Source organism: Methylorubrum populi, from assembly GCA_036946625.1.
Classification (GTDB): domain Bacteria; phylum Pseudomonadota; class Alphaproteobacteria; order Rhizobiales; family Beijerinckiaceae; genus Methylobacterium; species Methylobacterium populi_C.
In genome coordinates, this window is record JAQIIU010000003.1 from 54,581 (window position 1) to 80,107 (window position 25,527).

Here is a 25,527-nt window from a genome sequence, read left to right on the forward strand (position 1 = left end):
GGCATCCGGCCGTGCATCCCACGCGGCTCGGGCCGCATTGGATCGTCCCCGTGCGGGACCGAGGAGGAAACCGTGACCCAGCCCCCGACCGCCGTCCCACCGCGTATCGAGCACGATCTCCTCGGTGATCGCGAGGTCCCGGGGCTGGCCTACTACGGGGTCCACACGCTGCGCGCCGTCGAGAACTTCCCGATCAGCGGCAGTACCCTCGCGACCTGCCCGGATCTGATCTGCGCCCTCGCGGCGATCAAGCAGGCGGCGGCGCTGGCCAACCTCGAACTCGAACTGCTCGATGCGCGGCGCTGCGGGGCGATCGTCGCGGCTTGCGAGGAGATTCGGGCCGGCGCGCTGCACGATCAGTTCGTGGTCGACCTGATCCAGGGCGGGGCCGGCACCTCGACCAACATGAACGCCAACGAGGTCATCGCCAACCGGGCGCTGGAGCTCCTCGGCCACGGGCGGGGCGCCTACGAGCACCTGCACCCCAACGAGCACGTCAACATGGGGCAGAGCACCAACGACGTGTATCCGACCGCCCTGAAGATCGCCGCCATCGGCGCCATCCGCCGCCTCGTCGCGGCCATGGCGGTCCTGCGCGGCAGCTTCGAGGTCAAGGCGGCCGAGTTCGCCGACATCCTCAAGATGGGGCGCACCCAGCTCCAGGACGCGGTGCCGATGACGCTCGGCCAGGAGTTCGGCACCTACGCGCGGATGCTGGCCGAGGACGAGGCCCGGCTCGGCGAGGCCGAGCTCCTGATCCGCGAGATCAACATGGGTGCCACCGCCATCGGCACCGGCATCACCGCGCACCCGCTCTACGCCGCGCTCGTGTGCGAGCGGCTCTCCGGGATCGCCGGCATCCCGCTGGTCACGGCGGAGGACCTGATCGAGGCGACGCAGGATTGCGGCGCCTTCGTCCAGGTCTCGGGGGTGCTCAAGCGCGTCGCGGTGAAGCTCTCGAAGACCTGCAACGACCTGCGCCTGCTCTCGAGCGGCCCGCGGGCGGGCTTGGGCGAGATCAACCTGCCGGCGCGCCAGGCGGGGTCCTCGATCATGCCCGGCAAGGTCAACCCGGTGATCCCGGAGGTCGTGAACCAAGTGGCCTTCGAGGTGATCGGCAACGACGTGACGATCAGCTTCGCGGCCGAGGCCGGGCAGTTGCAGCTCAACGCCTTCGAACCCGTCATCGCCTACAGCCTGTTCCGCAGCCTCGCGCATCTCGAGGCCGCCTGTCGGACCCTCGACGCGAACTGCGTGCGCGGCATCACGGCCAACCGCGAGCGGCTGCGGGCCGGCGTCGAGCGGTCGATCGGCCTCGTCACGGCCCTCAACCCCTACATCGGTTACCGCAACGCCACGGCGGTCGCGGTCGAGGCGCACGCCTCCGGCCGCGGCGTCTACGAGCTGGTCTTGGAGAAGGGTCTGATGGCCCGCGAGCAACTCGACGCGGTGCTCCAGCCCGAGCGGCTGACCCGGCCCCAGGCCCTCGCGCCGGTCGTCGCGATCGCCTGACCCGCGCTTCGGGATCCGCCTCCGCCACGCCAGCGGCCGGATCCCTCTTTCATCGCGAACCAAGAGCGATCCAGGGAAGAGAGACGATGACGCACGCCGATGCAGCCCCGCGGTCGGGCCGGCTCACATTCTACACGGGCGCCGGGCTCGCGCTCGGCATCCTCGTCGGCGCGGTCCTGCACGGGCAGGCCGCCGGCCCGGAGGAGGCCAAGGCGCTGGCCGCCCACTTCACCCTCGTCACCGACATCTTCCTGCGCCTGATCAAGATGATCATCGCGCCGCTCGTGTTCGCCACCATCGTGGCGGGCATCGCGAGCTTCGGCGACGCCCGCACGGTCGGGCGGGTGGCCGCGCTCGCCATGGGCTGGTTCGTGACCGCCTCGGTGGTCTCGCTCTCGCTCGGGCTGATCGCGGCCAACCTGTTCCAGCCCGGCGCGGCGCTCCACCTCCCCCTGCCGGACGCGGGGGCGCAGACCGGGCTCAAGGCCGCCTCGCTCAACCTGCGCGACTTCCTCACCCACGTCTTCCCGACGAGCATCGTCTCCGCGATGGCCACGAACGAGGTGCTGCAGATCCTCGTGTTCTCGGTCTTCTTCGGCTTCGGGCTCAGCGCGATCGACCGGCGCTACGCCGACCCGATGGTCGACCTCCTCGAGGGGCTCGCCCGGGTGATGTTCAAGGTCACCGACGCGGTGATGAAGCTGGCGCCGCTGGCCGTCTTCGCGGCGATGGCCGCGGTCGTCACCATCCAGGGGCTCGGCGTGCTCGTCGACTACGGCAAGTTCATCGCGAGCTTCTACGCGGGCCTCGCCGTGCTCTGGCTGCTGCTGATCGGCGTCGGCTGGATGATCCTCGGCCGCCACGTCGTGCGCTTGCTGCGCCTGCTGCGCGCGCCGATGATCCTCGCCTTCTCGACCGCGAGCAGCGAGTCCGCGTTCCCGCCCACGGTGGAGATGCTGACCCGGTTCGGCGTGCGCCCGCGCGTCACCGGGTTCGTGCTGCCGCTCGGCTACTCGTTCAACCTCGACGGCTCGATGATGTACCAGGCGATGGCCTCGCTGTTCATCGCGCAGGCCTTCGGCATCCACATGAGCTTCGCCGAGCAGATCACGATGCTGCTCGTGATGATGGTGACGAGCAAGGGCATCGCCGGCGTGCCGCGCGCCTCGCTGGTGGTGGTGGCCGCCACCGTGCCGATGTTCGGCCTGCCGGCGGCCGGCATCCTTCTGATCATGGGCATCGACCAGATCCTCGACATGGGCCGCACGGTCACCAACGTGCTCGGCAACGGGCTGGCCACCGCGGCGGTCGCCAAGTGGCAGGGAGAGATCGCCGAGGGTCGGCAGGACGAGGCATCGAGCGCGACCGGCGGCCTGGGAGCGGACGTTCCGGACGCGGCGCTCGGCGAGGCCGCCCGCTCCTGACACCCGGCGACGCGCGACCCTGAGCCCGCTGCACCTGACAGGGCAGCGGGCTCAAGCACGCTTCCCGAGGCTCCGGACGGCGTGCGCCGGCTGAGGACCTCCGTCCGGGCGTCGCGTCAGGCGGCCCGGACGGTGGCGAGCTGGACCCGGACTTGCCAGACGCAGCCCGATGGCTGGACGCGCAGGACCAAGCCCCTGGCCTCGATGTCGGCGACCTCTCGCCTGAGGCCGGCGGCCGCGTCGCGCTTGGCCTTGTCGATGGTCGTCTGCCGGATCTCGACGCGCTCGCTCGTGGCCACGGCCCCTCCGGATGCCAGCCGGATGCCAGGTCGGCCTTGGACGGTCGTAGGACAGCTCGCGGAAACCGAGCACCCCCATGGACCGCAACGCCTTTCCTTCGATCTGGCGGAAACGGCGTCGGAAGTGAAGCCCGGTTTAGTTCCGATTGCCAGGAAAGTTCAGCGCCTTGGCGCTGGCAGGGTCAACGTCCGGCCGGATCAGGTCCTACCACAGAGAGTGTCCTCCGGTTGGTAGGGCGGCAGCGGGCAAGAGAATGCCACTGCGCGCGGCTCACCTGAGGCAAGCATAACACGAGCCGGTGATCGCTCAAATCGGGCGCCTTACCCCGGCGCCGCCCCACCAGCTCTCCGGTCCGCCACCAGTCCCCGATCCACGGGCGGGTGCGCGCGATCATCGGGCCGATGTCCGGACGGGTCGCGAGGATCGCCCCGACCATCAGCACCGCGAGAGGCGTGCAGCCTTATCCGGGTCCCGGCAGTCATGCCCGCCATCGATATAGGGGCGAACCATCTCGGCAAGCGGCCGGAGATCCGGCTGCACGAGCACGAGGTAGAAGACGAGACTGAACATCACCAGCCACGCCGTGCCGAGCTTGATCTTGCCGCTTGACCTCCAGCTCCATCATGCGCTCGGCCGCACAGGCCAAGAACTCGCGCACGAGATCGCCCCGTCCGCCCCCTTCTCGATCAGCTCGATCAGGGCCATCCTGTCTCGGTCATCGTCATCTCCGGTTCAAGGTTCAGCTCGCAACCGAACCCTAGCCGAAGACCGGCGATGACCACCTGAGCGGCAGCCCGCTCCTACACCACCTCGGGGGACGTTACCGTGCTTGGCCCATCGAGCAGGGTGGGCAGCCGCGCCTTCGGCGCAATATCTCCGGTTCGCTCGCGGAGTTCGAGCCGATGCGAACTGCCGTGAGAGCTGCGGTGAACCATGGTTGCCGGCGAGGTGCGGTCGCGGCCAGTCCGTTCGATGGCGCGGTATGTTTTGGATTTACACGTCGGCATTTGTTGACTTGGAGAACTTTGCTCTAGGGCCGGGGATATCCACGTTGAATCGAGGGAAGCGGATGGCTTGCAAAACGCGGATCGAGCTCAATCGAGCGACCATCGGAAGACTGCCGCCGAGCGTCAATGCGCCTGCCTACGATCCTGCCGCGATTGAGCCGGGCATCGTCCATCTTGGACTCGGCGGGTTCCATCGCGCGCACATGGCCCGCTATACGCACGACACGATGGAAGCCGACGCTTCCGCCTTCGGCTGGGGGATCGTCGGCGCCGGGCTGATGCCGGGCGATCGCGGGATGATCGAGGCGCTGGCACCGCAGGACGGACTCTACACGCTGGTGGAGCGCGACGGGTCCGGTGAGAGCGCGGCGGTGATCGGCTCGATTCCGCGGGTGGTGTTTGCAGCGGACTCCTCCGCCGAGTTGCTGGAGGTGATGGATGGCGAGGGCATCCGCATCGTCAGCCTGACGGTCACCGAGAACGGCTATTGCCTTGATGCATCGACGAAAAGGCTCGATCCCGAGCACCGGCTGATCAGCGCCGACCTGCAGAACCCGACCCAGCCGAAGAGTGCCATCGGCGTGATCGTCGAAGGTTATGCACGGCGACGGGCAGCGGGGCGGCCGGCCTTCACGGCGCTGACCTGCGACAACATCCAGCACAATGGCACGGTCCTGAAGAACGCCGTGCTCGATTTCGCGCGGCTGCGCGATGCGGACCTGGCGGCCTGGATCGAGGAAAACGCGAGGTTTCCCAGCACCATGGTCGACCGGATCACGCCGGTGACCCGCGCGGCGGACGTCTCTGCCTTCGAGGAGCGCTACGGCCTCGCCGACCAGCGCCCGGTCTTCTGCGAGCCCTTCCGGCAATGGGTGATCGAGGACGACTTTCCGCTGGGTCGGCCGGCCTGGGAAACGGTCGGCGCGCAGTTCGTGCCGGACGTTTCTCCCTATGAATTCATGAAGCTGCGCCTGCTCAACGGCAGCCATCTCGCGGTGGCGGGCGTCGGGCGGCTCTGCGGCTACACCTACATCGACGAGAGCCTGGCCGATCCGCGCATCGCCGGCTTCATGGCGGCCCTGATGGACCGGGAGACGGGGCCGACCCTACCGGCGATCGAGGGGATCGACCTCGCCGAGTACAAGGCCAAACTGCTGGAACGCTTCGCGAATCCGTCGATCAAGGACACGGTGGAACGGGTCAATACCGATGCGCCGATCAACGTGCTGGTCGATCCGATCCGCGACCGGCTGCGGGACGACCAGCCGGTGGAACTTTTGTCCCTGGCACTGGCGGCCTGGCTGCGGCGGGTGCGCGGCGAGGACGAGCAAGGCCAGCCGATCGATGTGCGCCATCCCCTCGCCAAGGAGTTGAAGGAGAAGGCGATTCAAGGCGGAGACGACCCGCGTCCGCTGCTCGGCATCCGACGCCTGTTCGGCGAACTGGGTGACGATCCGCGCCTCGTCGAGCCGGTCGGACGCTGGCTGAAGCTGCTTTACGAGAAAGGCGCCTCGGCCGCCCTCGACGAGGTTTCCGGCAAGGCGTGACACCCCGCCGGGTGATCCCCCGGGTGTCCGTCAGCGCCGCACGAGGCGACGTTTTGCGTCAGCTTGGATGCTCACCATGATGAGCGTGGCAATCCCAACTCGTGCATGTGCAACAAAATCGCACGAAAGATGCAACGATGGGTGGTCGGATCAGCACAGCGGCCTAGAACTATAAATCACCGGGACGCTGGATAACGGCGCCCGACGGGAGACGCCCCATGCCAGAAGGTTCGGACTCGCTGCATGCAAGCGTCCGAGGCCTGACGCTCGCCGCTGCCCTACTCGCCTGCGCCGGGATCGGCTCGAGCGGGCCGGCTCTGGGGGAGCCGACGCAGATCACCGTCGCCACCGTGAACAACGGCGACATGATCATCATGCAGTCGCTGACCAGCCAGTTCGAGAAGGCCCATCCCGACATCAAGCTCCGCTGGGTGGTGCTGGAGGAGAACGTCCTGCGCCAGCGCGTGACGGTCGACATCGCCACTCGCGCCGGACAGTTCGACGTGGTCACAGTCGGCAACTACGAGGTGCCGATCTGGGCCAAGCAAGGCTGGCTCACCCCGTTCGACAATTTGCCGGCGGAGTACGACGTCGACGACCTGATCGGCACCGTGCGCGAGGGGCTCTCGGTGAACGGCAAGCTCTACGGGCTGCCGTTCTACGCCGAGAGCGCGATGACCTATTACCGCAAGGACCTGTTCGAGAAGGCCGGCATCACAATGCCGGAGCAGCCGAGCTACCAGCAGGTCCGCCAATTCGCCGACGCGCTCACCGACCGCAAGAACCGGGTCTTCGGCATCTGCCTGCGCGGCAAGCCGGGCTGGGGCGAGAACATGGCCTATCTGACGACCCTGGTGCACACCTTCGGGGGCCAGTGGTTCGGGCAGGACTGGAAGCCGGCCCTCGACGCGCCGGCCTGGGCCAACGCGATCGCCTATTACGTCGACATCCTGAAGAAGGACGGGCCGCCCGGCGCCACCTCCAACGGCTTCAACGAGAACCTCGTGCTCTTCGCCGGCGGGCGCTGCGGGATGTGGATCGATTCCACCGTCGCAGCGGGCCTGCTCTACGACTCCTCGCAATCGACGGTGGCCGACAAGACCGCCTTCGCCGCGATGCCGCAGGGCGAATACAAGGCCGGCCCCACCTGGCTGTGGAGCTGGAACCTCGCCATCCCCGCGACCTCGAAGAAGCAGGAAGCGGCCAGGACCTTCGTCCAGTGGGCGACCGACAAGAACTACGTGAAGCTCGTCGCCAAGGAGAAGGGCTGGGTGTCCGCCCCGCCCGGCACCCGGCGCTCGACCTATGCGAGCGAGGAGTACCGCAAGGCCGCGCCCTTCTCCGGCTTCGTGCTCAAGGCGATCGAGGGCTCGAACCCCAACGGACAGACCCAGACCCCGCGGCCCGAGGACGCGAGCGGCGCGCAGTTCGTCTCGATCCCCGAATTCCAGGGCCTCGGCACCAATGTCGGCCAGACGCTGGCCGCCACGCTGACCGGGCGCAGCACGATCGCCGACGCGCTGTCCACGGCGCAGGGCGCCGCGACGCGCACCATGCAGCAGGCCGGCTATCCGAAGAAGTAGGGGCGCGATGGTGATGGCTCAGGGCGCGTTCCGACACTCACCCCGTCATTCCGGGGCACCGAAGGCGAACCCGGACCCGAAGGGGCGCGAAGGCGTGCAATCCACGAACGGGCACGGCGGTGAGCGTGCCTCGCCAATCGCAGCATCACGGGTGAATTCCGGGTTCTCTCCTGCGGCGAGCCCCGGAATGACGGGGGTGAACTTTCCTGGCGTCAGAGCGGCGGGGCACTAGGCGATGGCATCCGGCACCGTAGCGACAGCCGACGCGGCAACTGCGCCTGCGAAACCCGCGCGCAGCCGCAAGATCAACGGCTTCCCGCTGATCGCGCCTTCGGTCGGCGTCCTGCTGCTGTGGATGATCGTTCCGCTGGTGATGACGCTGTGGTTCTCGTTCCAGCGCTACAACCTGCTCGACCCGACGGTCTCGGGCTTCGTCGGCTTCGACAACTACAATTACCTGATCAACGACGCGAACTTCTGGGCCTCGATCATCAACACGCTCCTGCTGATCGGCACCGTCCTCGTCATCACCGTGGTCGGAGGCGTGCTGCTCGCGGTTCTGTTCGACAAGGATTTTCCCGGCCGCAATATCGCCCGGCTCTTCGCGGTGGCGCCGTTCTTCGTCATGCCGACGGTGGCAGCGCTGATCTGGAAGAACCTGATCCTGCATCCGATCTACGGCGTTTTCGGCTCCTTCGCCCTGGCGCTCGGCCTGGAGCCGATCGACTTCTTCGGCCAGTACCCCCTGCTCTCGGTCATCCTGATCGTCTCGTGGGAGTGGACGCCCTTCGCCTTCCTGATCCTGCTCACCGCGATCCAGTCCATGGACCGCGAGCAGTTGGAAGCCGCGCGCATGGATGGCGCGGGAGCGATCGCGCAATTCTTCTACATCGTGCTGCCGCACCTTTCGCGGGCGATCAGCGTCGTTGTGATGATCGAGACGATCTTCCTGCTGACGATCTTCGCCGAGATCTTCGTGACGACGGCAGGCGGCCCCGGCAACGCCACCACCAACCTCGCCTTCCTGATCTACGCCCGCGCGCTGCTCGAATTCGACGTCGGCGGCGCCTCGGCGGGCGGCGTCATCGCGATCATCCTCGCCAACATCGTCGCGGCCTTCCTGGTCCGCTCGATCGCGCGCCGGCTGGAGGTGTGAGGGCTTTGATGATGTCCCTGCCGACATCGACACCCGCACCGTCATTCCGGGGCACCGAAGGCGAACCCGGACCCGAAGGGGCGCGAAGGCGTGCAATCCACGACCGGGCACGACGGAAAGCCCCACCCTCGGCATCACGGATGGGTTCCGGGCTCTCGCCGTTGGCGAGCCCGGGAATGACGGTGTGGGGGTGGTCGCGCAGTGCGTCGAAGGGAGGGGCTTAGCGATGCAGGCATCACCGGCCAGGCAGATCGGTCTCGCGCTCCTCGGCTGGGGCGTCGCCTTCCTGCTGTTCTTCCCGATCCTCTGGATGTTCCTGGTGAGCTTCAAGGCGGAGAGCGAGGCGATCCTGCCCGGCCTCACCTTCACGCCGACGACCCAGAGCTACAGCCAGGTGCTGGCCCGGGCCGATTACATCACCTTCGCGATCAACAGCGTGGTGATCTCGGTCGGGGGCACCGCGCTCGCCCTCGCCTTCGCGATTCCGGCCGCCTACGCGATGTCGTTCCACCCGACGCAGCGCACCCGCGGCACGCTGCTCTGGATGCTCTCCACCAAGATGTTGCCCCCCGTGGGCGTGCTGGTGCCGATCTACCTCTTGTTTCGCACCACCGGCCTGCTCGATTCCCGCATCGGCATGATCATCATCTACGGGCTGATGAACCTGCCGATCATCGTCTGGATGCTCTTCACCTTCTTCAAGGAGGTGCCGAAGGAGATCCTCGAGGCCGGCCGCATGGACGGCGCCGGCACGGCGGATGAGGTGCGGCACATCCTGCTGCCGCTGACCCTGCCGGGCATCGCCTCGACGGGCCTGCTCTCGCTGATCCTGTGCTGGAACGAGGCCTTCTGGAGCCTCAACCTGACGACCTCGACGGCGGCCCCGCTCACGGCCTTCATCGCCTCCTTCTCGTCGCCCCAGGGGCTGTTCTTCGCAAAGCTCTCGGCGGCCTCGACCATGGCTGTGGCGCCGATCCTCGTCTTCGGCTGGCTCAGCCAGAAGCAGCTCGTCCAGGGCCTGACGTTCGGGGCGGTGAAGTAGCGATGGCCCGTTGCCGACCCAACCCCCGCAGACGCATGAGGGAGTGATTGCGATGGCCAACCTGACCCTGCGCAACGTCCGCAAGAGCTACGGCAACGTCGAGATCATCAAGGGCGTCGATCTCGACATCAAGGATCGCGAGTTCGCGGTCTTCGTCGGCCCGTCCGGCTGCGGCAAGTCCACCCTGCTGCGGATGATCGCGGGGCTCGAAGAGATCACCTCGGGCGACCTGAACATCGACGGCAACCGCGTCAACGACGTGGCCCCGGCCGATCGCGGCCTCGCCATGGTCTTCCAATCCTACGCGCTCTATCCGCACATGACGGTGCGGGACAACATGGCCTTCGCCCTCAAGCTCGCCGGCGTGGACAAAGCCGAGCGCGACAGGAAAGTCGCCGAGGCCTCGCGCATCCTGCAACTCGACAAGTACCTCGAACGGCGCCCGAAGGAGCTGTCCGGCGGCCAGCGCCAGCGCGTCGCCATCGGCCGCGCCATCGTGCGGAGCCCAAAGATCTTCCTGTTCGACGAGCCGCTGTCGAACCTCGACGCGGCCCTACGCGGCCAGATGCGCGTAGAGCTCGCACGGCTCCACCAGGACCTCAACGCCACGATGATCTACGTCACCCACGACCAGGTCGAGGCGATGACCATGGCCGACCGGATCGTGGTGCTGCAGGGCGGCTACGTCGAGCAGGTCGGCTCGCCGCTGGAACTCTATCACCACCCGGCCAACCAGTTCGTGGCCGGCTTCATCGGCTCGCCGCGCATGAACTTTTTGGCCGCAAAGGTGCGGCCGACCGACGGGAATGCCGTGCATGTGAGCGCGAACGGCTCGAAGCCGATCGCCGTGGCGGTCGAGACCGGCGGCGTCGCGCCCGGCGCGGACGTGACGCTCGGTATCCGGCCGGAGGCGATGCGGCTCGATCCGAACGGCGAGATCTCCGGCCAGATCCGCCATGTCGAGCGGCTCGGCGGCGTCACGCTGATCCACTTCGCTCCGCAAAGCGCCGAGGAGGCAATCATCGCGCAAGTCGATGGCGCCGCGCCGGCCAAGCTCGGCGAGACCATTGCCTTCGGCATCGATCCGGAGGGCTGCCATCTGTTCGGGGCCGATGGAAAAGCGCTGAAACGGCTCGTCCGCCATCCGCTGGCGGCGTAGAGTCTCCCGATGATCCTGGTTTCCGGCGAAGCACTGATCGATCTCTTCGTCGACACCCGCGGACCCGGTGCCGAACGCGGGCGGGTGCCGGCGCGTGCGGTGGTCGGCGGCGCGGCCTTCAATCTCGCCTTCGGCATCAGCCGCTTAGGGGCGAAGAGCGGCTTCCTCGGTGGGCTCTCCGAGGACGGGTTCGGGCGCATGCTCGCCGCCCGCCTCGAGGCCGAGGGCGTCGACATCTCGCTGGCCAAGACCAGCAAGCGCCCGACGCCGCTCGCCGTCGTCGCCACCGGCCCGGACGGCCACCCGACCTACACCTTCCACGCCGACAAGGCCGAGAGCGACCTCGCGGCCGAGGACGTGCCGGTCGACCTCAGCGGCATCCAGGCCATCGCAGTCGGCTCCTTCCCGCTGATCCTCGAGCCGATCGGCACCACCCTCGTCGGCTTGGTGCGGCGCGCGGCGAGCCAGTGCGTGATCAGCGTCGACCCGAACCTGCGGCTCAGCCTCGTGCCGGACCTCGACCACTGGCACACGCGCTTCGACGGCATCGTGCGCCACGCCTCGATCGTGAAGGTGAGCGCCGAGGACATCGATGCGGCCTTCGGCGAAGACGCCGACGAGGCCGAGGTCGCCCAGAAGTGGCTCGATGGCGGCACGCAGCTCGTGATCGCCACCGACGGCCCGCACGGCGCCACCGGCTACCATGCCTGCGGCACGATCAAGGTGCCCGGCCGCAAGATCAAGGTGGTCGACACGGTGGGCGCCGGCGACACCTTCCACGCCGCGATGCTGTCCTCGCTCCAGCGGACCAACCGCCTGACCCGCGAAGCCATCGGCGGCTTCGATCAGGAGTCCTTGCGCGAGTTGTTGACCGAATGCGCGGTCGCCGCCGGCATCACCTGCTCCCGCCAGGGCGCAGATCTGCCGACCTGGGACGAGCTGCGCGCGGCGATGCGTGAGGCGTGAAGGACGACCCTCGCCGTCATCGCGAGCGAAGCGAAGCAATGACGGGCGACGACTGACACCGATCATCTCGGGAAGAGCCCAGCGATGTTCCTAGGCCTCGATCTCGGCACCTCCTCGCTGAAAGCCGTCCTCGTCGACGAACGCCAGGAGGTCGTCGGCCATGCCTCGGTGCCGCTCACGGTCAGCCGGCCGCATTCGGGCTGGAGCGAGCAGGATCCCGCCTCCTGGCTGCAGGCCGTCTGCGACGCCCTCGACACCTTGAAGGAGCAGCACGGGCCGGCTCTCGCCGCGGTGAAGGGCATCGGCCTGTCCGGCCAGCAGCATGGCGCGGTGCTGCTCGACGCCGCAGATGCAGTGCTCCGCCCCTGCATCCTGTGGGACGACACCCGCTCGGGCGTCGAATGCGCCGAGCTGGAGGCCGCTTTCCCCGATCTGCGGAGCGTCACCGGCAACATCGCCATGCCGGGCTTCACGGCGCCCAAGCTTCTCTGGGTGAAGAAGCACGAGCCCGAGATTTTTTCGCAGACCGCCAAGGTGCTGCTGCCGAAGGCGTGGCTGCGGCTGGCGCTCACCGGCGAGACCATCGAAGAGATGTCGGACGCCTCGGGCACCTCCTGGCTCGATGTCGGTGCGCGCGACTGGTCGGACGTGGCGCTCGCGACCACCGGCCTCTCGCGCAATGCGATGCCGCGCCTCGTTGAGGGCAGCGCATCCGCCGGCCATCTGCGCGCGGACTTCACCCGGCGCTGGGGCATGGCGACACCGCCGCTTTTCGCAGGAGGAGCGGGCGACAACGCGGCCGGAGCGGTAGGCCTCGGCGCGATCCGGCCGGGCAACGCCTTCGTTTCCCTCGGCACCTCGGGCGTGCTCTTCGCGACGACGGAGGCGTTTCGGCCCTATCCGGACCAAGCGGTCCACGCCTTCTGCCATGCTCTGCCCGATCTCTGGCACCAGATGGCGGTGACGCTGTCGGCAGCGTCGTCGCTAGCCTGGTGGGCGGGGGTAACGGGCGCGAATCCGGGCGACCTCATCGACGAGATCGGTACGCCGGCGCAGCCGAGCGGCGCGCTCTTCCTGCCCTACCTCGCCGGAGAGCGCACACCGCACAACGATCCGGCCGTACGCGGCGGTTTCGTCGGATTGGCGCATGCCACCGACCGGGCGGCGATGACCCAGGCGGTGCTCGAAGGCGTCGCCTTCTCGCTGCGCGATGGGCTCGACGTCATCCGCGAATCCGGCACGCGGATCGCGGAAGCCGACGTCATCGGCGGCGGCTCGCGCTCACGAGTCTGGCTGCAGATCCTTGCCAACGTGCTCGGCCTGCCGCTGAACCGGCTCGCCGAGGGCGAGCATGGCGGGGCCTTCGGCGCGGCCCGCCTCGCCCGCCTCGCGGTGGGCGGCGAAGATCCGGAAGGAATCTGCACGCCGCCGCAGCGGGTCGAACGGCTGGAACCGGACCAAGACCTCACCCAGCTCTATGCCGAGCGGCTCGTCGCCTATCGCAAGGCCTACCCGCTGCTCGGCGGCCGGCCGTCAGCGACGGCGTAGGCGCGACCAGGCCCGCTCGCGCGGCGCGAGGGCGCCGGTGACGAGCGGCTCTTCGGCACGCTGCGCGACGGCTGGCGAATTCCGGCTGCCGGCATAGGCCGGGCTCGCCGTGGCGCCGAGCGTATAGGCGGTACCCGCGGCCGAGCCGTAGCCCTGCGCGAAGGCATTGGAGCCGGTCGCGGCAAGAGCGGCGACGGCGATGGCGGAAAGTGACGGCTTTCTCATGACCGGATCTCCCCTATTGGTCGTGCCGGCGAGCCGTGAGAGCGGCGCCGGCATCGGACGTGAGCCGAACCCTGTGGAGTGCCGGTCAGATGGGGCGTGCGCCGCAGCACATTCGCTGCGGTGCAATAACAGATCGAGACCTCACCTCCTCTAGCCATGCCGCAGGAGCATGGCTAGAGGAGGTGTTGCGCTAGATGCTGCCGGGCCCCTTGGCCAAGCCGAACAGGGTGAAGAGGTCGCAGGAGAACTTCGCGCCGAGCACGAAGGCATCCGGGATGGCCTTGGGCCGGAACGGGAAGCGGGTCTGGTCCGGGTTGATGATGTACTGCAACTGCGGCGTCAGGCGCGCGGCAGGGCTGAGCTGGATGCCGTAGTTCAGCTCCATCATGATCTGCTGGGTCGCGATATCGCGCGGGTCGAGCCCCTGCGAGGCGCGCGCGGCCCGCACGTTGGCGAGACCGAGCGAGGAATATTTCTGCGTCGAGACCACGAAGCCGACGGTGTCGTAGGGCCTGCCGGCAAAGGTGCCCGTCTGCACGAAGCCGAGTTCGAGGAAGTAATCTTGGATCTGGCGCCCGCCGGTGGACTTCATCGCCACGCCGAACAGGCTCAGACCCTGCGGCTGGGTCGGATCGGGGCGCCAGACCATCCGGTCGAAGCGAGCATAGACCAGCGAGCGGCCGAACTGGGTGAACGGATCGAGCCCCGAGAATACCGAGGCGCCGCCGAGCACGTCGCGTACCGGGTCGCTGTACTTCGAGCGGTCGATCACGGCACCGATGCCGTAGTTGCGCGGCATCAGGTCGTTGTCGAAGGTTGTCGAGTAGCCGAGCTCCATCGGGATCACGGCGCCGGTCGCGCCGCGGGTCGACCAGTCGATGCCGTTGTCGGTCGGCAGCAACAGGGTCGGGTTCACCTCGTAGGCGCCGATGTGGAAGAAGTACTTGCGATCCTCGTCGAGCCAGACCTTGGCGTGGCCCGCCCAGCTCGATATCGGGAAGAAGGTGAAGTTGGTGGTCTTGAACACGAAGATCGGCGATCCGCAGGTCGCGTTGTTCTGGAAGTTGCAGTAGATCGGCGAGACCAGGAACGCGCCTTGGCCGTTGAGGCGGCCGACCTCGAAGTCGAGCCGGTTGTCGAACAGCTTCTGCTGCCAGCTCAGATGGGTCAGGCGCGCGGTCTGGCCGGCGCCGAAGATCTCCTGCACCGACGTGTCGTTGCCGATGAAGTCGTTCGAAAGGCTTCGGCCATGGCGCTGCGTCACGATGGTGTGCAGCGAGGAGCCTTCGATCCCGGCGAGCCGGTTCAGGTCGGCGTCGATGCCGAAGAGGATCTGCGCCGAATAGGCGGTGCCCTGCCGGATGCCGCCGATCGGGTTGGCTGCGGACTCGCTCGTGTAGTTGAGCAGGAAGGTCAGGCCGTTGCCGAGATCGAACGTGCCTGGCGGCAGCTTCGGGGGTGCAGCGGTCTGGCCCTGGCGGGCGGCGTTGCCTTGGACGCTGCCGGCCCCGGCGGTTCCCTGTGTCTGATCGGCCTGCGCCGAGCGCGGACGGGCGGGGCGCGCCTTACGCGGCTTGGGATGCAGCTTCGGACGGACGATCGGCGCCTCGGCTCCGGGGGCCTCCGGCGGCGGAGCCGATTGCGCCGAGGCCCCCGTCGCGGCGACTGCGAAGAGACCGATGACGGCCAGGCTCGTCCCGAATGCCTTCATCGCCATGCTTCCCCAACCCGTGCACCCGAGCCGATCTTCGCCGACCAAGGACAACTTAACATTTGGGATGAGTTGAGGCGTGCATCCAGGCCTCACGCTCTGAATGCATTATCATTCCTAACCGCCTGTGTTGGGAATGCCGCAGGCGGGATGAGCAGGCCACGCGTCCATCGCCTTGCGGTCGGGCGTGCGTGGGTTGTGACAGCCCAACGGGTGCGGCGGACGCGCGGGCAGCGGGGGTTCCATGCGCCCAGGGATCGTCTGGCAGGCGACTAGCCGTCGTCCAGAACGGACGGCTTGCTTGGGCGGCGCTGGCGAGAATCACTCATCCCCGCAACGTAGGACGCCTCGTCTCATCGCCTACCGGGATAGGTTCCAAGGGGGCTCAGGACCATGCAGGGGCTGTGGCCCGCGGAGCTCCCGGGGGCGGTTCGGCCGCCGGGGACGGGTCGCGTCGCGGTTTGCCAAGGGGATGTCGCTGCCGTGGAAGCGGCGGGGCGGGGCGCGCTCATAATTCCTCGAAAGCCAGACACGGCTTGGGAGGTTCTCCATGCTCGATGTGACGCCGACCCCGCTCCAGCGCCTGCTGCGCGAGCGCCGCCCCGGCTACACCCTGGCAGCCCCCTTCTACCTCAGCCCCGATGTGTTCGAGGCCGACATGGAGGTCATCTTCGGCCGCCACTGGATCTATGTCGGGGTCGAGCCCGACGTGCCGGAGGCCGGCGACGTGATGGTCGTCGACATCGGCAAGACCTCGGTCGCGATCGTGCGCGGCGACGACGACCAGATCCGCGCCTTCCACAACCTCTGCCGCCACCGCGGGGCGCGGCTCGTGCACGAGGAGAAGTCCACGGTCGGCAACCTCGTCTGCCGCTACCATTCCTGGACCTACGACCTCACCGGCAACCTGATCCACGCCGAGCATATGGGCCCGGACTTCGAGCGCGGCTGCCACGGCCTCAAGCCGGTGCACATCCGCTCGCTCGCGGGCCTCCTCTTCATCTGCCTCGCCGACGAGCCGCCGGCCGATTTCGACGCCATGGCGGCCCGCCTCGGCCCCTACATCGAACCGCACAACGTGCGGAACACCAAGGTCGCCTTCCAGAAGGACATCATCGAGCCCGGCAACTGGAAGCTGACGATGGAGAACAACCGCGAGTGCTACCATTGCGGGGCCAACCATCCCGAGCTGACCGTGCCGCTCTTCGCCTACGGCTTCGGCTTCGCCCCCGAGGAGATGGACGAGCACGACCGCGCCAACGCCGAGCGCTACGGCTGCCTGCTCAAGACCCGCCACGGCGAGTGGGAGGCGGAGGGGCTGCCCTCGCGGGAGATCGACGAACTCGACACCATGATCACGGGCTTCCGCACCGAGCGGCTGCCGCTCGACGGCGAGGGCGAGTCCCACACCCTCGACACCAAGGCGGCCTGCCGGAAACTCCTCGGCACCTTCACCAACGCCAAGCTCGGCGGCCTCTCGGTGTGGACCCAGCCGAATTCCTGGCACCACTTCCTCGGCGACCACATCGTCACCTTCTCGGTGCTGCCGCTCGATGCCGGGCGCTCGCTGCTGCGCACCAAGTGGCTCGTCCACGAGGACGCGGTCGAGGGCGTCGACTACGACCTCGCCAACCTCACCGGCGTCTGGGAGGCGACCAACGACCAGGACAGCGAACTCGTCGGCATCTGCCAGCAGGGCGTGGCGAGCCCCGCCTACGAGCCCGGCCCCTACTCGCCGCATACCGAGATGCTCGTGGAGAAGTTCTGCAACTGGTATGTCGGCCGCATGACAGCGCATCTGGGGCGCTGAGCATGACCGCGGCCCCCGCCCCGGCCGAGCCGGCCGCCGCGCGGCTGGCGGCCTCCGCGCCCTGGGATGCGGAGGCCGACGACGCCCTGGTCTGCCTCGCGGTGCGCGACGAGACGCACGACGTGAAGACCTTCGTGCTGGCGCCGAGGGAGCCCCGGCTCTTCGCCTACGCGCCGGGCCAGTTCCTGACCTTCTCCTTCGAGATCGGCGGCGAGACGATCCACCGCTGCTACACCCTCTCCTCGGCGCCGACACGGCCGCACGCGGTCGCGGTCACGGTCAAGCGCGTGCCCGGCGGCCCGGTCTCGAACTGGCTGCACGACACCCTGAAGCCCGGCGACACCGTGCGGGCGCTCGGGCCGATGGGCGCATTCTCCTGCTTCAGCCATCCGGCCCCCAAATACCTGCTCCTGTCGGGCGGCAGCGGCGTCACGCCGATGATGGCGATGGCGCGCAGCTTCCACGACGTGGGCGAGCCGCGCGACGTGGCCTTCGTCCACTCCGCCCGCTCGCCCGCCGACATCGTGTTCCGGGGCGAGTTGGAGCTGATGGCCCGGCTCGATCCGACCTTCCGCGTCCACGTGGTCTGCGAGACCGATTCCGCCGACGAGGTCTGGGCCGGGCCGAAGGGCCGGCTCTCGCTCGACACCTTGCGCGAGGCGGTGCCGGACTTTTTGGAGCGCGAGATCTTCGTCTGCGGACCGAAGCCCTACATGGACGCCGTGCGGGCGATGCTGAAGGACGCCGGCTTCGACATGGCCCGGCACCACCAGGAGAGCTTCGACTTCGGCGAATTGCCGGAGGCCGACAAGGAGGCGGCGGCCGAGGCCGCCGAGGCGCTCGACGCCGAGGCGGCACCGGCGGCGACGGTCCGCACATTCCGGGTGGAGTTCGCCAAGACCCGCCGGGTGCTCGAATGCCCGGAGGACACGACGGTGCTCGACGCCGCCCGCAAGGCCGGGATCCGGCTGCCCTCCTCCTGCGCCAAGGGCCTGTGCGGCACCTGCAAGTCGAAGCTCACCTCCGGCACCGTCGCCATGACCCATGCCGGCGGCATCCGCCAGCGCGAGATCGATGCCGGCATGGCGCTGCTGTGCTGCTCCAAGCCGACCAGCGACCTCGTCGTCGAACGCTGAACGGGAAGGGCCGGCCGGCCCTTCCCGCGCGCCCCAAGCTCTCGCTCATGCCTTCGGGAGTGCTCCCGTGATCGCCAATGCCGACGCGCTTCTGAAGCCGCTCACCATCAAGGGCCTCACCATCCGCAACCGGGTGATGTCCACGAGCCACGCCCCCGGCTACGGCCGCGACGGCAAGCCCCAGGAGCGCTACCAGCTCTACCACGCCGAGAAGGCCAAGGGCGGGATCGGGCTCACCATGTTCGGCGGCTCCTCCTCGGTCGCCGCCGACAGCCCTGCCGCACCCTGGAACCAGATCTCGGTCGCCGACGATTCGGTGATCCCGTTCTTCCGCCAGTTCTCGGACCGGGTGCACGCGCACGGCGGCAAGCTGATGATCCAGCTCACCCATATGGGCCGGCGCACCAAGTGGGACACCGAGCACTGGCTGCCCACGATCTCCCCCTCGCCCCGGCGCGAGCCCGCCTCCCGCACCGTCCCGAAGGAGATGGAGGCGGAGGACATCGCCCGGGTCGTGAAGAGCTTCGCCCAGGCCGCCCGGCGCTGCCGCGAGGGAGGACTCGACGGCTGCGAGGTCTCGGCCGCCCACGGCCACCTGATCGACCAGTTCTGGTCGCCGTCCGTCAACCGGCGCACCGACCGGTACGGCGGCAGCCTGGAGAACCGCATGCGCTTCGGCATCGAGGTGCTGGAGGCGATGCGCGCGGAAGCCGGCGACGACTACGTCATCGGCATCCGCATGTCCGGCGACGAGATGATCGCCGACGGCCTCAGCCAGGAGGATTGCGTCGCCATCGCCTCGGAATATGCCAAGCGCGGCCTCGTGGACTTCCTCAACATCATCGGCGGCCAGGCGCGCGACCACATCGCCCACGCGATCTCGCTGCCGAACATGTCGTTTCCCGTGGCACCGTTCCTGTTCCTGCCGAGCGCGATCAAGCGCGAGGTCGACGTGCCGGTCTTCCACGCCCAGCGCGTCACCGATCTCGCCACCGCGGCGCGCGCGGTCGCGGACGGGCATGTCGACATGGTGGCGATGACCCGCGCCCACATCGCGGACCCGCATCTGGTGAAAAAACTCTCCGAGGGCCGGGCCGACGACATCCGCCAATGCGTGGGCGCGGGCTACTGCATCGACCGGATCTATGTCGGCGGCGACGCGCTCTGCATCCAGAACGCCGCCACGGGCCGCGAGGCGAGCATGCCGCACGAGATCCGGCGCGCCGACCTGCGCCGCCGCGTCGTGGTGATCGGGGCCGGGCCCGGCGGCCTGGAGGCGGCCCGCGTCTGCGCCGAGCGCGGCCATGCCGTGGTGCTGTTCGAGAAGGAGGCCGTCGCCGGCGGCCAGATCAGCCTCGCCGCGAAGGCCGGCTGGCGCGAGGCGATGTCGGGCATCACCCGCTGGCTGGTCGCGCAGGTGACGAAGCTCGGGGCGGACCTGCGGCTGAACACCGAGGCGACCGAGGCGGCGGTGCTTGCCGAGAAGCCCGACATCGTGATCGTGGCGACCGGCGGCACCCCTTTCCGCGGCCACGCCAAGGGCGCCGAGCGGCACGCGGTCACCACCGCCGAGGTGCTCTCCGGCACGGTCGAGCCGACCGGCTCGGTGCTGCTCTACGACGAGATGGGCCAGCACAACGCGGCCTCGGTCGCCGAACTGATGGCCAAGCGCGGCTGCCTCGTGGAGATCGCCACCCACGACCGCATGGTCGCCGAGGAGGTCGGCACCACCAACCAGCCGATCCACCTGCGCGAACTGTACAAGCTCGGCGTGGTGATGAGCCCGAACCTGGAGCTGATCGAGATCTTTCCCGAGGGCAACCGGCTGGTCGCGGCGCTTCGCAACACCATGACCGACGCCGAGGAGGAGCGGGTGATCGACCGCGTGGTGGTGGATCACGGCACGCTTCCCGTGGACGGCCTTTACCGCGCGCTGAAGCAGGCCTCGGTCAACCGGGGCCAGACCGACCAGGACGCGCTGCTGCGCGGCGAGCCGCAGCCCTACGACCTGACCAAGGGCTACGCCCTCTACCGCATCGGCGACGCGGTCGCCGGCCGCAACATCCACGCGGCGATCTACGACGCCCTGCGGCTGTGCAAGGATCTTTGATGGGCCCCTCGTGAAGGAACGGGGCCTGCCGTTGCTCCCCCCTCTCCCCGCGTGCGGGGAGAGGGGATGCACGGCCCTCGAACGCCTCGTCCGGAATGACGAGGCACGGACTGTCAGCAAGCCCATGAGATCGTCGTTGAGATCGTCGTCGAGACCACCGTCATGATCAGCGTCGCCCCCCTGACCACGGTGTTTCCCGGCCTCGTCTGGCTGATGGCGGCGCTCGCCCTCGTCCAAGTCTCACGCCGCGCCGCCCTCTGGCGGGTCGGCGCGGCGGCGCCCGTGGCGTGGCTCGACGGCCTCGCCAAATTGCCCCGTCGCTACCTCGTCGATGTCCACCACGTCGTGGCGCGTGATCCTTACGCCTCGCGCATGCACGCGGTCGTGGCCGGCGGCCTGCTCGCGGCCTCGATCCTCACCGCGCTGGCGATCCTGCCGCCGCTCGCGGACTTCCGGCCCTACTGGTTTCTCGTCGCCCTCGCCTTCGGGGTGACCGCGGTCGGCTCCCTGCTCGTCGGCGCCCGGCGCTACCCGGAAAAGCAGAATCGCCTCTCCGCCGGGCGCTTCCAGATCCTGCCGGTCCTGCTCGTCGCCTACGCCGTCGGCGGCACGATCACCGCGCTGCTGCTCGCCTTCGACGGCGGCGGCCTGCTCGCGCCGCTCGCCCTCGCGCTCGCCGCGGCGGGCGGCCTCGGCCTCGCCTTCGAGGTGCGGCACGGGCCGATGCGCCATGCGGCGGCCGGCGCGCTCCATCTCGTCGCCCATCCACGGCCCGGCCGGTTCGAGGGCCGCCCCGACGCCGCGCTCCAGCCCCTCGACCTCGACGCGCCCCGGCTCGGCTCCGAGATGCCAGCCGACTTCACCTGGAACCGGCTCCTGTCCTACGACGCCTGCGTGAGCTGCGGGCGCTGCGAGACCGCCTGCCCGGCCTACGCCGCCGGCCAGCCGCTCAACCCGAAGAAACTCGTGCAGGATCTCGTCGCCGGCCTCTCGCCGGCCGAGCCCGCTTACGCCGGCAACCCCTATCCCGGCGGCCGGGCGGCGGAGGGCGCGCACGGGGCGCTGGCCCGGCTGGTCGGGCCGGACGCGCGCATCCATCCCGACACGCTGTGGTCCTGCACCACCTGCCGCGCCTGCGTCGAGGAATGCCCGATGATGATCGAGCATGTCGACGCGGTGGTCAGCTTGCGCCGCCACCAGACCCTGGAGCGCGGGGCGCTGCCCGAGAAGGCCGTCGGGCCGGTGACGGAGCTGCGCCAGGCCGGCGATCCCGGCGGGCGCCCGCTCGCGGCGCGCACCGACTTCGCCGCCGGCCTCGACCTGCCCCTGATCGCCGCGCGCGGGCAGGCCGAGATCCTGCTCTGGCTCGGCGAGGGCGCCTACGACCTGCGCTACGGCCGTAGCTTGCGCGCCCTGGTGCGGCTGCTGCGGGAGGCCGGCGTCGATTTCGCGGTGCTGGGGGCGGAGGAGCGCGACACCGGCGACCTCGCCCGGCGGCTCGGCGACGAGGCGACCTTCCAGGCGCTGGCGCGGGAGAACATCGCGACGCTGGCGAAATACCGCTTCGGACGGATCGTCACCGCCGATCCGCACGCGCTGCACGCGCTCCGCAACGAGTATCCGGCCTTCGGCGGGCGCTACGCGGTGACCCACCACACCGCCTTCCTGCTGGAGCTGATCCGGGCCGGAAAGCTGACGCCGAGCCGCCTGCCGGACCTCTCGGTGACCTATCACGACCCCTGCTACCTCGCCCGCTACAACGGGGAGACCGAGGCGCCCCGCGCCGTGCTCGACGCGATCGGCGTGACCCGCGGCGAGATGGCCCGCTCCGGCCGCCGGGCGATGTGCTGCGGCGGCGGCGGCGGCGCGCCGGTGAGCGACGTGCCGGGCGAGCGGCGCATCCCGGACCTGCGCATGGCCCAGGCCGCCGAGACGGGTGCGGGCATCGTCGCCGTCGCCTGCCCCTCCTGCACGGCGATGCTGGAGGGGGTGACCGATCGCAGGGCGGAGATCCGCGACGTGGCCGAACTGCTGCTCCAGGCGGTGGAGGCCGGACGATGAGCCGCCTGCGCCGCGACCCGAGGGCCGAGCGGGCGGCCGCCCTCATCCCCGGCGAGGGCCCCCGCCCCCGCTACGACCGCACCCGGAAAAAACCCGGCTCCGGCCGGCCCCGCCGCGACCCGCGGGCCGAGCGCGAGGCGCAGCGCGTCGGCGGAGCGGCGCGGGCGCGCTACGACCTCGGCCAGGCCGGCCGTCCCGTTGGGGAGGCGGTCGCCGCCGCGCCCCGGGCCGCGCCCGCGGCGGAAGCCCCGAGAACCATGATCGTCGAGGCGCCCGCCTTCCTCGTCGCGGTGGTGCCGGACGCGCCCGGCGGCCGCCTCTCGGGCCACGACCGGCAGGTGCTCGGCGCCGCCCGGACGCTCGCCGGCCGCGAGGGCGCCGTCGCGGTGGTCTCGGAAGGTGCCTGCGAGGGGCTGGGCGCGGCGGGCGCCGACCGCGTGCTCCGGCTCGACGGCGCGGAGGGCCACGACCCGGCCGACCCGGCAATCCGGGCCGCCCGCATCGAGGCCGCCCTGGCGGAACTGGCGCCGCGCCACGTCCTGTTCCCGGAATCCCGCGACGGCGGCGATCTCGCCCGCCGCGTCGCGGTCGGCCTGAACGAGGCGCTGTTCACCGACGCCGAGGTGGTGGCCGCCAACGGTCTCGTCCGCCCGGCCAGGGGCCGCCGGGTCGAGCAGCGCGTCGCCCCGCCCCGCCTCGCCACCGTGGCGCCGGACGCGGTCGCCGACTATGCCGGCCCGCCGCGGGAGGCGCGCGCCGTGCCCTTCGAGCGTTCGACGCCGCTGGAAACTCCGGGAAACATCGTGTCGGCGACGCGCATCCCGGCCGATCCGGCGACCGTGCCGTTGTCGCTCGCCGAATTCGTCGTGTCGGCCGGCAACGGCCTCACCGATCTCGACACCTTTCGCCAGGTGGTGACGGCCCTGCACGCGACACCCGGCGCCAGCCGCGTGCTGTGCGATGCCGGGCTGATGCCGCGCCACAGCCAGGTCGGCGCCTCCGGCACGGTGCTCGCGGCGACCTGCTACTTCGCGCTCGGCATTTCCGGCGCCCCCCAGCATCTCCAGGGCGTCGCCGGCTGCGAGCACGTCATCGCGGTCAACACCGATCTGCACGCGGCGATGATCGAGCGGGCGGGCCTCGCCGTGGTGCAGGACGCGCAAGCCGTGATGCCGGCCCTGCTGCGCCGGCTCGCCCAGGAGACGGCAGGGCAAGCCGCCGGGGGACGGCCATGAAGATCGCCGTCCTTCTCTCCGCCGGACTCCATCCCGTCTCCGGGGCGCCGGTGCTGCCGCGGCTCGAAGCGCAGGCGATCCGGATGGCCGCCGGGCTCGGCGACGCCTTCGGCCTGCATGCCGGGCCGGATGCCGCCGCGGTCGCCGAGGCCCTCGGCCAGGGGCTGTCTCGCATCGAGCACATCGCGGTCGCGGCCGGAGACGACCCGGTGCCGGCCCTCGCCGCGCGGCTCGCGGAGACCGCCCCCGACCTGATCCTGGCCGGGCGGCGCAGCCAGGGCGGCGACGAGAGCGGCCTCGTGCCCTACGCCCTCGCCCGCGCCCTCGCGCTGCCCCTGGTGGCGGACGGGGTCGCGGCGGCGTTCGAGGCGGAGGGCAGCGTGCGCCTCGATCAGAGCCTCGGCCGCGGTGCCCTGCGCCGGGTCGTGGTGCGGGGGCCGCTCGTCGTCACCTGCCATCCCGACGCGCCGGCTCCGCTGGCCTTCGCCTACGGCCGGGCCCGCCGCGGGACCGTCGAAGCGCTCGCCCCGGCAGCCGCGGCCGGCCCCGCGATCCCCGCTGGCACGGTGGAGGAGCGCCCCTATCGCCGCCGGCCGAAGCTGGTGAAGGGCGCGCCCGTCGGCGGCTCGGCGGCGGAGCGGCTGAAGGCGGCCACCGGCGAGGCCGGCGCGACGGCCGGCGGCCGGCTCCTGATCGAGCCCGATCCCGACGAGGCCGCCCGCGAGATCCTGGCCTATCTCCGACGGATCGGCGTGCTCGCCCCGCCGGCGCAACCGAAGACCTGAGGCAGACGGAAAGGACACGCCATGCCCCTGAGCCCGGACGACCTCCTGACGCGGCTGCGCGCGCTCGGCATCGCCTACAAGCTCTACGAGCACCCGCCGGTCCTCACCGTCGAGGCGATGATGGCGGTCTGCGGCGACATCGCCGGGGCCCACACCAAGAACCTGTTCCTGCGGGACGGGAAGAAGACCACCTTCCTCGTCACGCTCCGACACGACGCGCAGGTCGACCTGAAGGCGTTCCGCTCCGTGCTCGGCGCGCGCGGCGGGCTGTCCTTCGCGAGCGCCGAGGCCCTGCGCGAGCAGCTCGGGGTCGAGAGCGGCGCGGTCTCGCCGCTGGCGGCGCTCAACGCCGCGCCGGGCAGCGTGCGGGTGTTCCTTCAGGACAGCCTGCTCGACGCGACGCGGATCAACGTCCACCCGCTCGTCAGCACGCGGACCCTCTCGCTCGTTCCGGCCGACCTGATCCAGGCCCTGCGGGCGAACGGGCACGAGCCCACGCCCGTCGCCCTGCCGGAGAGCGCGGCGGCCTGAGCGGCCGTCGGCGATCCGCGCTCCTTCGGTCCCGACCGCGGACGGTCGCACGATCCGCCGAACCGGCCTTCAGGCGCGCTGGAGCGCCGCCGGGAAGGCGAAGGCCATGAACGGCGGCTCGCCGGCCTTCTCGGCGCGCGCCGGTTCGGAACGGGTGCGCAGTCCCGACAGGGCGGCACGGGTCAGGCCGATGTCGGCCAGCGCCTCGTCGCTCAGGCTCATGAGAGCCTCTTCGTCCGCCCGGGCGCGGAGATGGACGCGAACACTTTCGAAAACCTTGCCGAACATGGGAGGAACCTCGATCGCGCCGTCGCTGATCAAGACGAGGACGGCCCGCGTCGGAACTCGTATGAAGCTTCCCCAGTCCTCGGAGGAGCGCAGATGCTTGGGATCAGCCCTGCTCGATGCGCATGAACTGAGCAAAAAAGGCCCGCAATTCAGCGATGTGCCCACCCATTTTGCATGGAACCGCCCGGCTGAGAGCCTGTTTGATCGGCCAACGTGTCTTCGTCAGGCCACGGCAAGGCGAGAGGAAGGTCCTACTCCCATCCTGAACCCTCATCCTGAGGTGCCGGAGCGCAGCGGAGGCCTCGAAGGGGGCTCCAGGAATCGCGCGGGATCTGGAGCCCCCTTCGAGGCCGCTCACGCGGCACCTCAGGATGAGGGTCGAGATGGGATC

21 protein-coding genes and 1 pseudogene are annotated in these 25,527 nt (G+C 69.7%); 17 read left to right on the forward strand and 5 right to left on the reverse strand.

Features of this window, described 5'->3' with window-relative positions:
- The first annotated feature begins 72 nt into the window (after positions 1–72).
- Together aspA and PGN25_11710 are read left to right on the forward strand one after the other, a co-directional pair.
- Positions 73–1,512: an aspartate ammonia-lyase gene (aspA, locus tag PGN25_11705; protein ID MEH3118220.1), complete on the forward strand. Its 1,440-nt coding sequence runs from the start codon at positions 73–75 to the stop codon at positions 1,510–1,512.
- A gap of 86 nt (positions 1,513–1,598) precedes the next feature.
- Positions 1,599–2,936: a dicarboxylate/amino acid:cation symporter gene (locus tag PGN25_11710; protein ID MEH3118221.1), complete on the forward strand. Its 1,338-nt coding sequence runs from the start codon at positions 1,599–1,601 to the stop codon at positions 2,934–2,936.
- 116 nt (positions 2,937–3,052) lie between these two features.
- Here PGN25_11710 and PGN25_11715 read toward each other — a convergent pair whose 3' ends face one another.
- Positions 3,053–3,235 (reverse strand): hypothetical protein, encoded by a 183-nt coding sequence (locus tag PGN25_11715; GenBank protein MEH3118222.1) that lies wholly within the window; start codon positions 3,233–3,235, stop codon positions 3,053–3,055.
- A gap of 481 nt (positions 3,236–3,716) precedes the next feature.
- On the opposite strand from PGN25_11715, the gene PGN25_11720 reads away from it, so the two are divergent.
- The 8 genes from PGN25_11720 to xylB all read left to right on the forward strand — a co-directional run bounded on the left by PGN25_11720 (position 3,717) and on the right by xylB (position 13,244).
- The gene (locus PGN25_11720; GenBank protein MEH3118223.1) at positions 3,717–3,845 is read left to right on the forward strand and encodes a hypothetical protein; all 129 of its coding nucleotides are present in this window, start codon (positions 3,717–3,719) and stop codon (positions 3,843–3,845) included.
- Between the two features lie 442 nt (positions 3,846–4,287).
- Entirely contained in the window at positions 4,288–5,790 is a 1,503-nt protein-coding gene (locus tag PGN25_11725; protein MEH3118224.1) for a mannitol dehydrogenase family protein, read from the forward strand.
- 218 nt (positions 5,791–6,008) lie between these two features.
- Positions 6,009–7,373, forward strand: coding sequence for a sugar ABC transporter substrate-binding protein (locus PGN25_11730; GenBank protein MEH3118225.1), 1,365 nt, complete (start codon positions 6,009–6,011; stop codon positions 7,371–7,373).
- Between the two features lie 355 nt (positions 7,374–7,728).
- The gene (locus tag PGN25_11735) at positions 7,729–8,529 is read left to right on the forward strand and encodes a sugar ABC transporter permease (GenBank protein ID MEH3118226.1); all 801 of its coding nucleotides are present in this window, start codon (positions 7,729–7,731) and stop codon (positions 8,527–8,529) included.
- 226 nt (positions 8,530–8,755) lie between these two features.
- Positions 8,756–9,571 (forward strand): carbohydrate ABC transporter permease, encoded by an 816-nt coding sequence (locus PGN25_11740; GenBank protein ID MEH3118227.1) that lies wholly within the window; start codon positions 8,756–8,758, stop codon positions 9,569–9,571.
- 52 nt (positions 9,572–9,623) lie between these two features.
- Positions 9,624–10,730: a sn-glycerol-3-phosphate ABC transporter ATP-binding protein UgpC gene (gene ugpC / locus PGN25_11745; GenBank protein MEH3118228.1), complete on the forward strand. Its 1,107-nt coding sequence runs from the start codon at positions 9,624–9,626 to the stop codon at positions 10,728–10,730.
- A gap of 9 nt (positions 10,731–10,739) precedes the next feature.
- Positions 10,740–11,696, forward strand: a complete 957-nt coding sequence (locus tag PGN25_11750) for a carbohydrate kinase (GenBank protein ID MEH3118229.1) — start codon at positions 10,740–10,742, stop codon at positions 11,694–11,696.
- 84 nt (positions 11,697–11,780) lie between these two features.
- Positions 11,781–13,244: a xylulokinase gene (gene xylB / locus PGN25_11755; protein MEH3118230.1), complete on the forward strand. Its 1,464-nt coding sequence runs from the start codon at positions 11,781–11,783 to the stop codon at positions 13,242–13,244.
- Here xylB and PGN25_11760 read toward each other — a convergent pair.
- From PGN25_11760 to PGN25_11770, 3 genes and pseudogenes are all read right to left on the reverse strand, one after another.
- Positions 13,230–13,469, reverse strand: a complete 240-nt coding sequence (locus PGN25_11760; protein ID MEH3118231.1) for a hypothetical protein — start codon at positions 13,467–13,469, stop codon at positions 13,230–13,232. The two genes, xylB and PGN25_11760, sit on opposite strands and share 15 nt — an antisense overlap.
- Before the next feature lie 190 nt (positions 13,470–13,659).
- Positions 13,660–15,180: a carbohydrate porin gene (locus PGN25_11765; GenBank protein ID MEH3118232.1), complete on the reverse strand. Its 1,521-nt coding sequence runs from the start codon at positions 15,178–15,180 to the stop codon at positions 13,660–13,662.
- 162 nt (positions 15,181–15,342) lie between these two features.
- Positions 15,343–15,426, reverse strand: a pseudogene (locus PGN25_11770) (IS5/IS1182 family transposase).
- A 304-nt stretch (positions 15,427–15,730) separates the two neighbouring features.
- On the opposite strand from PGN25_11770, the gene PGN25_11775 reads away from it, so the two are divergent.
- From PGN25_11775 to PGN25_11805, 7 genes are all read left to right on the forward strand, one after another.
- On the forward strand, positions 15,731–16,990 hold the full coding sequence (locus PGN25_11775; protein ID MEH3118233.1) for an aromatic ring-hydroxylating dioxygenase subunit alpha: 1,260 nt from the start codon (positions 15,731–15,733) through the stop codon (positions 16,988–16,990).
- A 2-nt stretch (positions 16,991–16,992) separates the two neighbouring features.
- Positions 16,993–18,126: a hybrid-cluster NAD(P)-dependent oxidoreductase gene (locus PGN25_11780; GenBank protein ID MEH3118234.1), complete on the forward strand. Its 1,134-nt coding sequence runs from the start codon at positions 16,993–16,995 to the stop codon at positions 18,124–18,126.
- A gap of 67 nt (positions 18,127–18,193) precedes the next feature.
- Entirely contained in the window at positions 18,194–20,236 is a 2,043-nt protein-coding gene (locus PGN25_11785; protein ID MEH3118235.1) for an NADH:flavin oxidoreductase, read from the forward strand.
- Between the two features lie 162 nt (positions 20,237–20,398).
- Complete coding sequence (locus tag PGN25_11790) at positions 20,399–22,297, forward strand: DUF3483 domain-containing protein (GenBank protein ID MEH3118236.1); 1,899 nt, start codon at positions 20,399–20,401, stop codon at positions 22,295–22,297.
- A complete protein-coding gene (locus PGN25_11795; GenBank protein MEH3118237.1) occupies positions 22,294–23,532 on the forward strand; it encodes an electron transfer flavoprotein subunit alpha/FixB family protein in 1,239 nt (412 codons plus the stop codon). Before PGN25_11790 ends, PGN25_11795 begins: the two co-directional genes overlap by 4 nt.
- Positions 23,529–24,317, forward strand: coding sequence for an electron transfer flavoprotein subunit beta (locus PGN25_11800; protein ID MEH3118238.1), 789 nt, complete (start codon positions 23,529–23,531; stop codon positions 24,315–24,317). Before PGN25_11795 ends, PGN25_11800 begins: the two co-directional genes overlap by 4 nt.
- A 21-nt stretch (positions 24,318–24,338) precedes the next feature.
- The gene (locus PGN25_11805; protein ID MEH3118239.1) at positions 24,339–24,848 is read left to right on the forward strand and encodes a prolyl-tRNA synthetase associated domain-containing protein; all 510 of its coding nucleotides are present in this window, start codon (positions 24,339–24,341) and stop codon (positions 24,846–24,848) included.
- 69 nt (positions 24,849–24,917) lie between these two features.
- Here PGN25_11805 and PGN25_11810 read toward each other — a convergent pair whose 3' ends face one another.
- Entirely contained in the window at positions 24,918–25,136 is a 219-nt protein-coding gene (locus tag PGN25_11810; GenBank protein MEH3118240.1) for a DUF1127 domain-containing protein, read from the reverse strand.
- Positions 25,137–25,527: the final 391 nt, after the last annotated feature.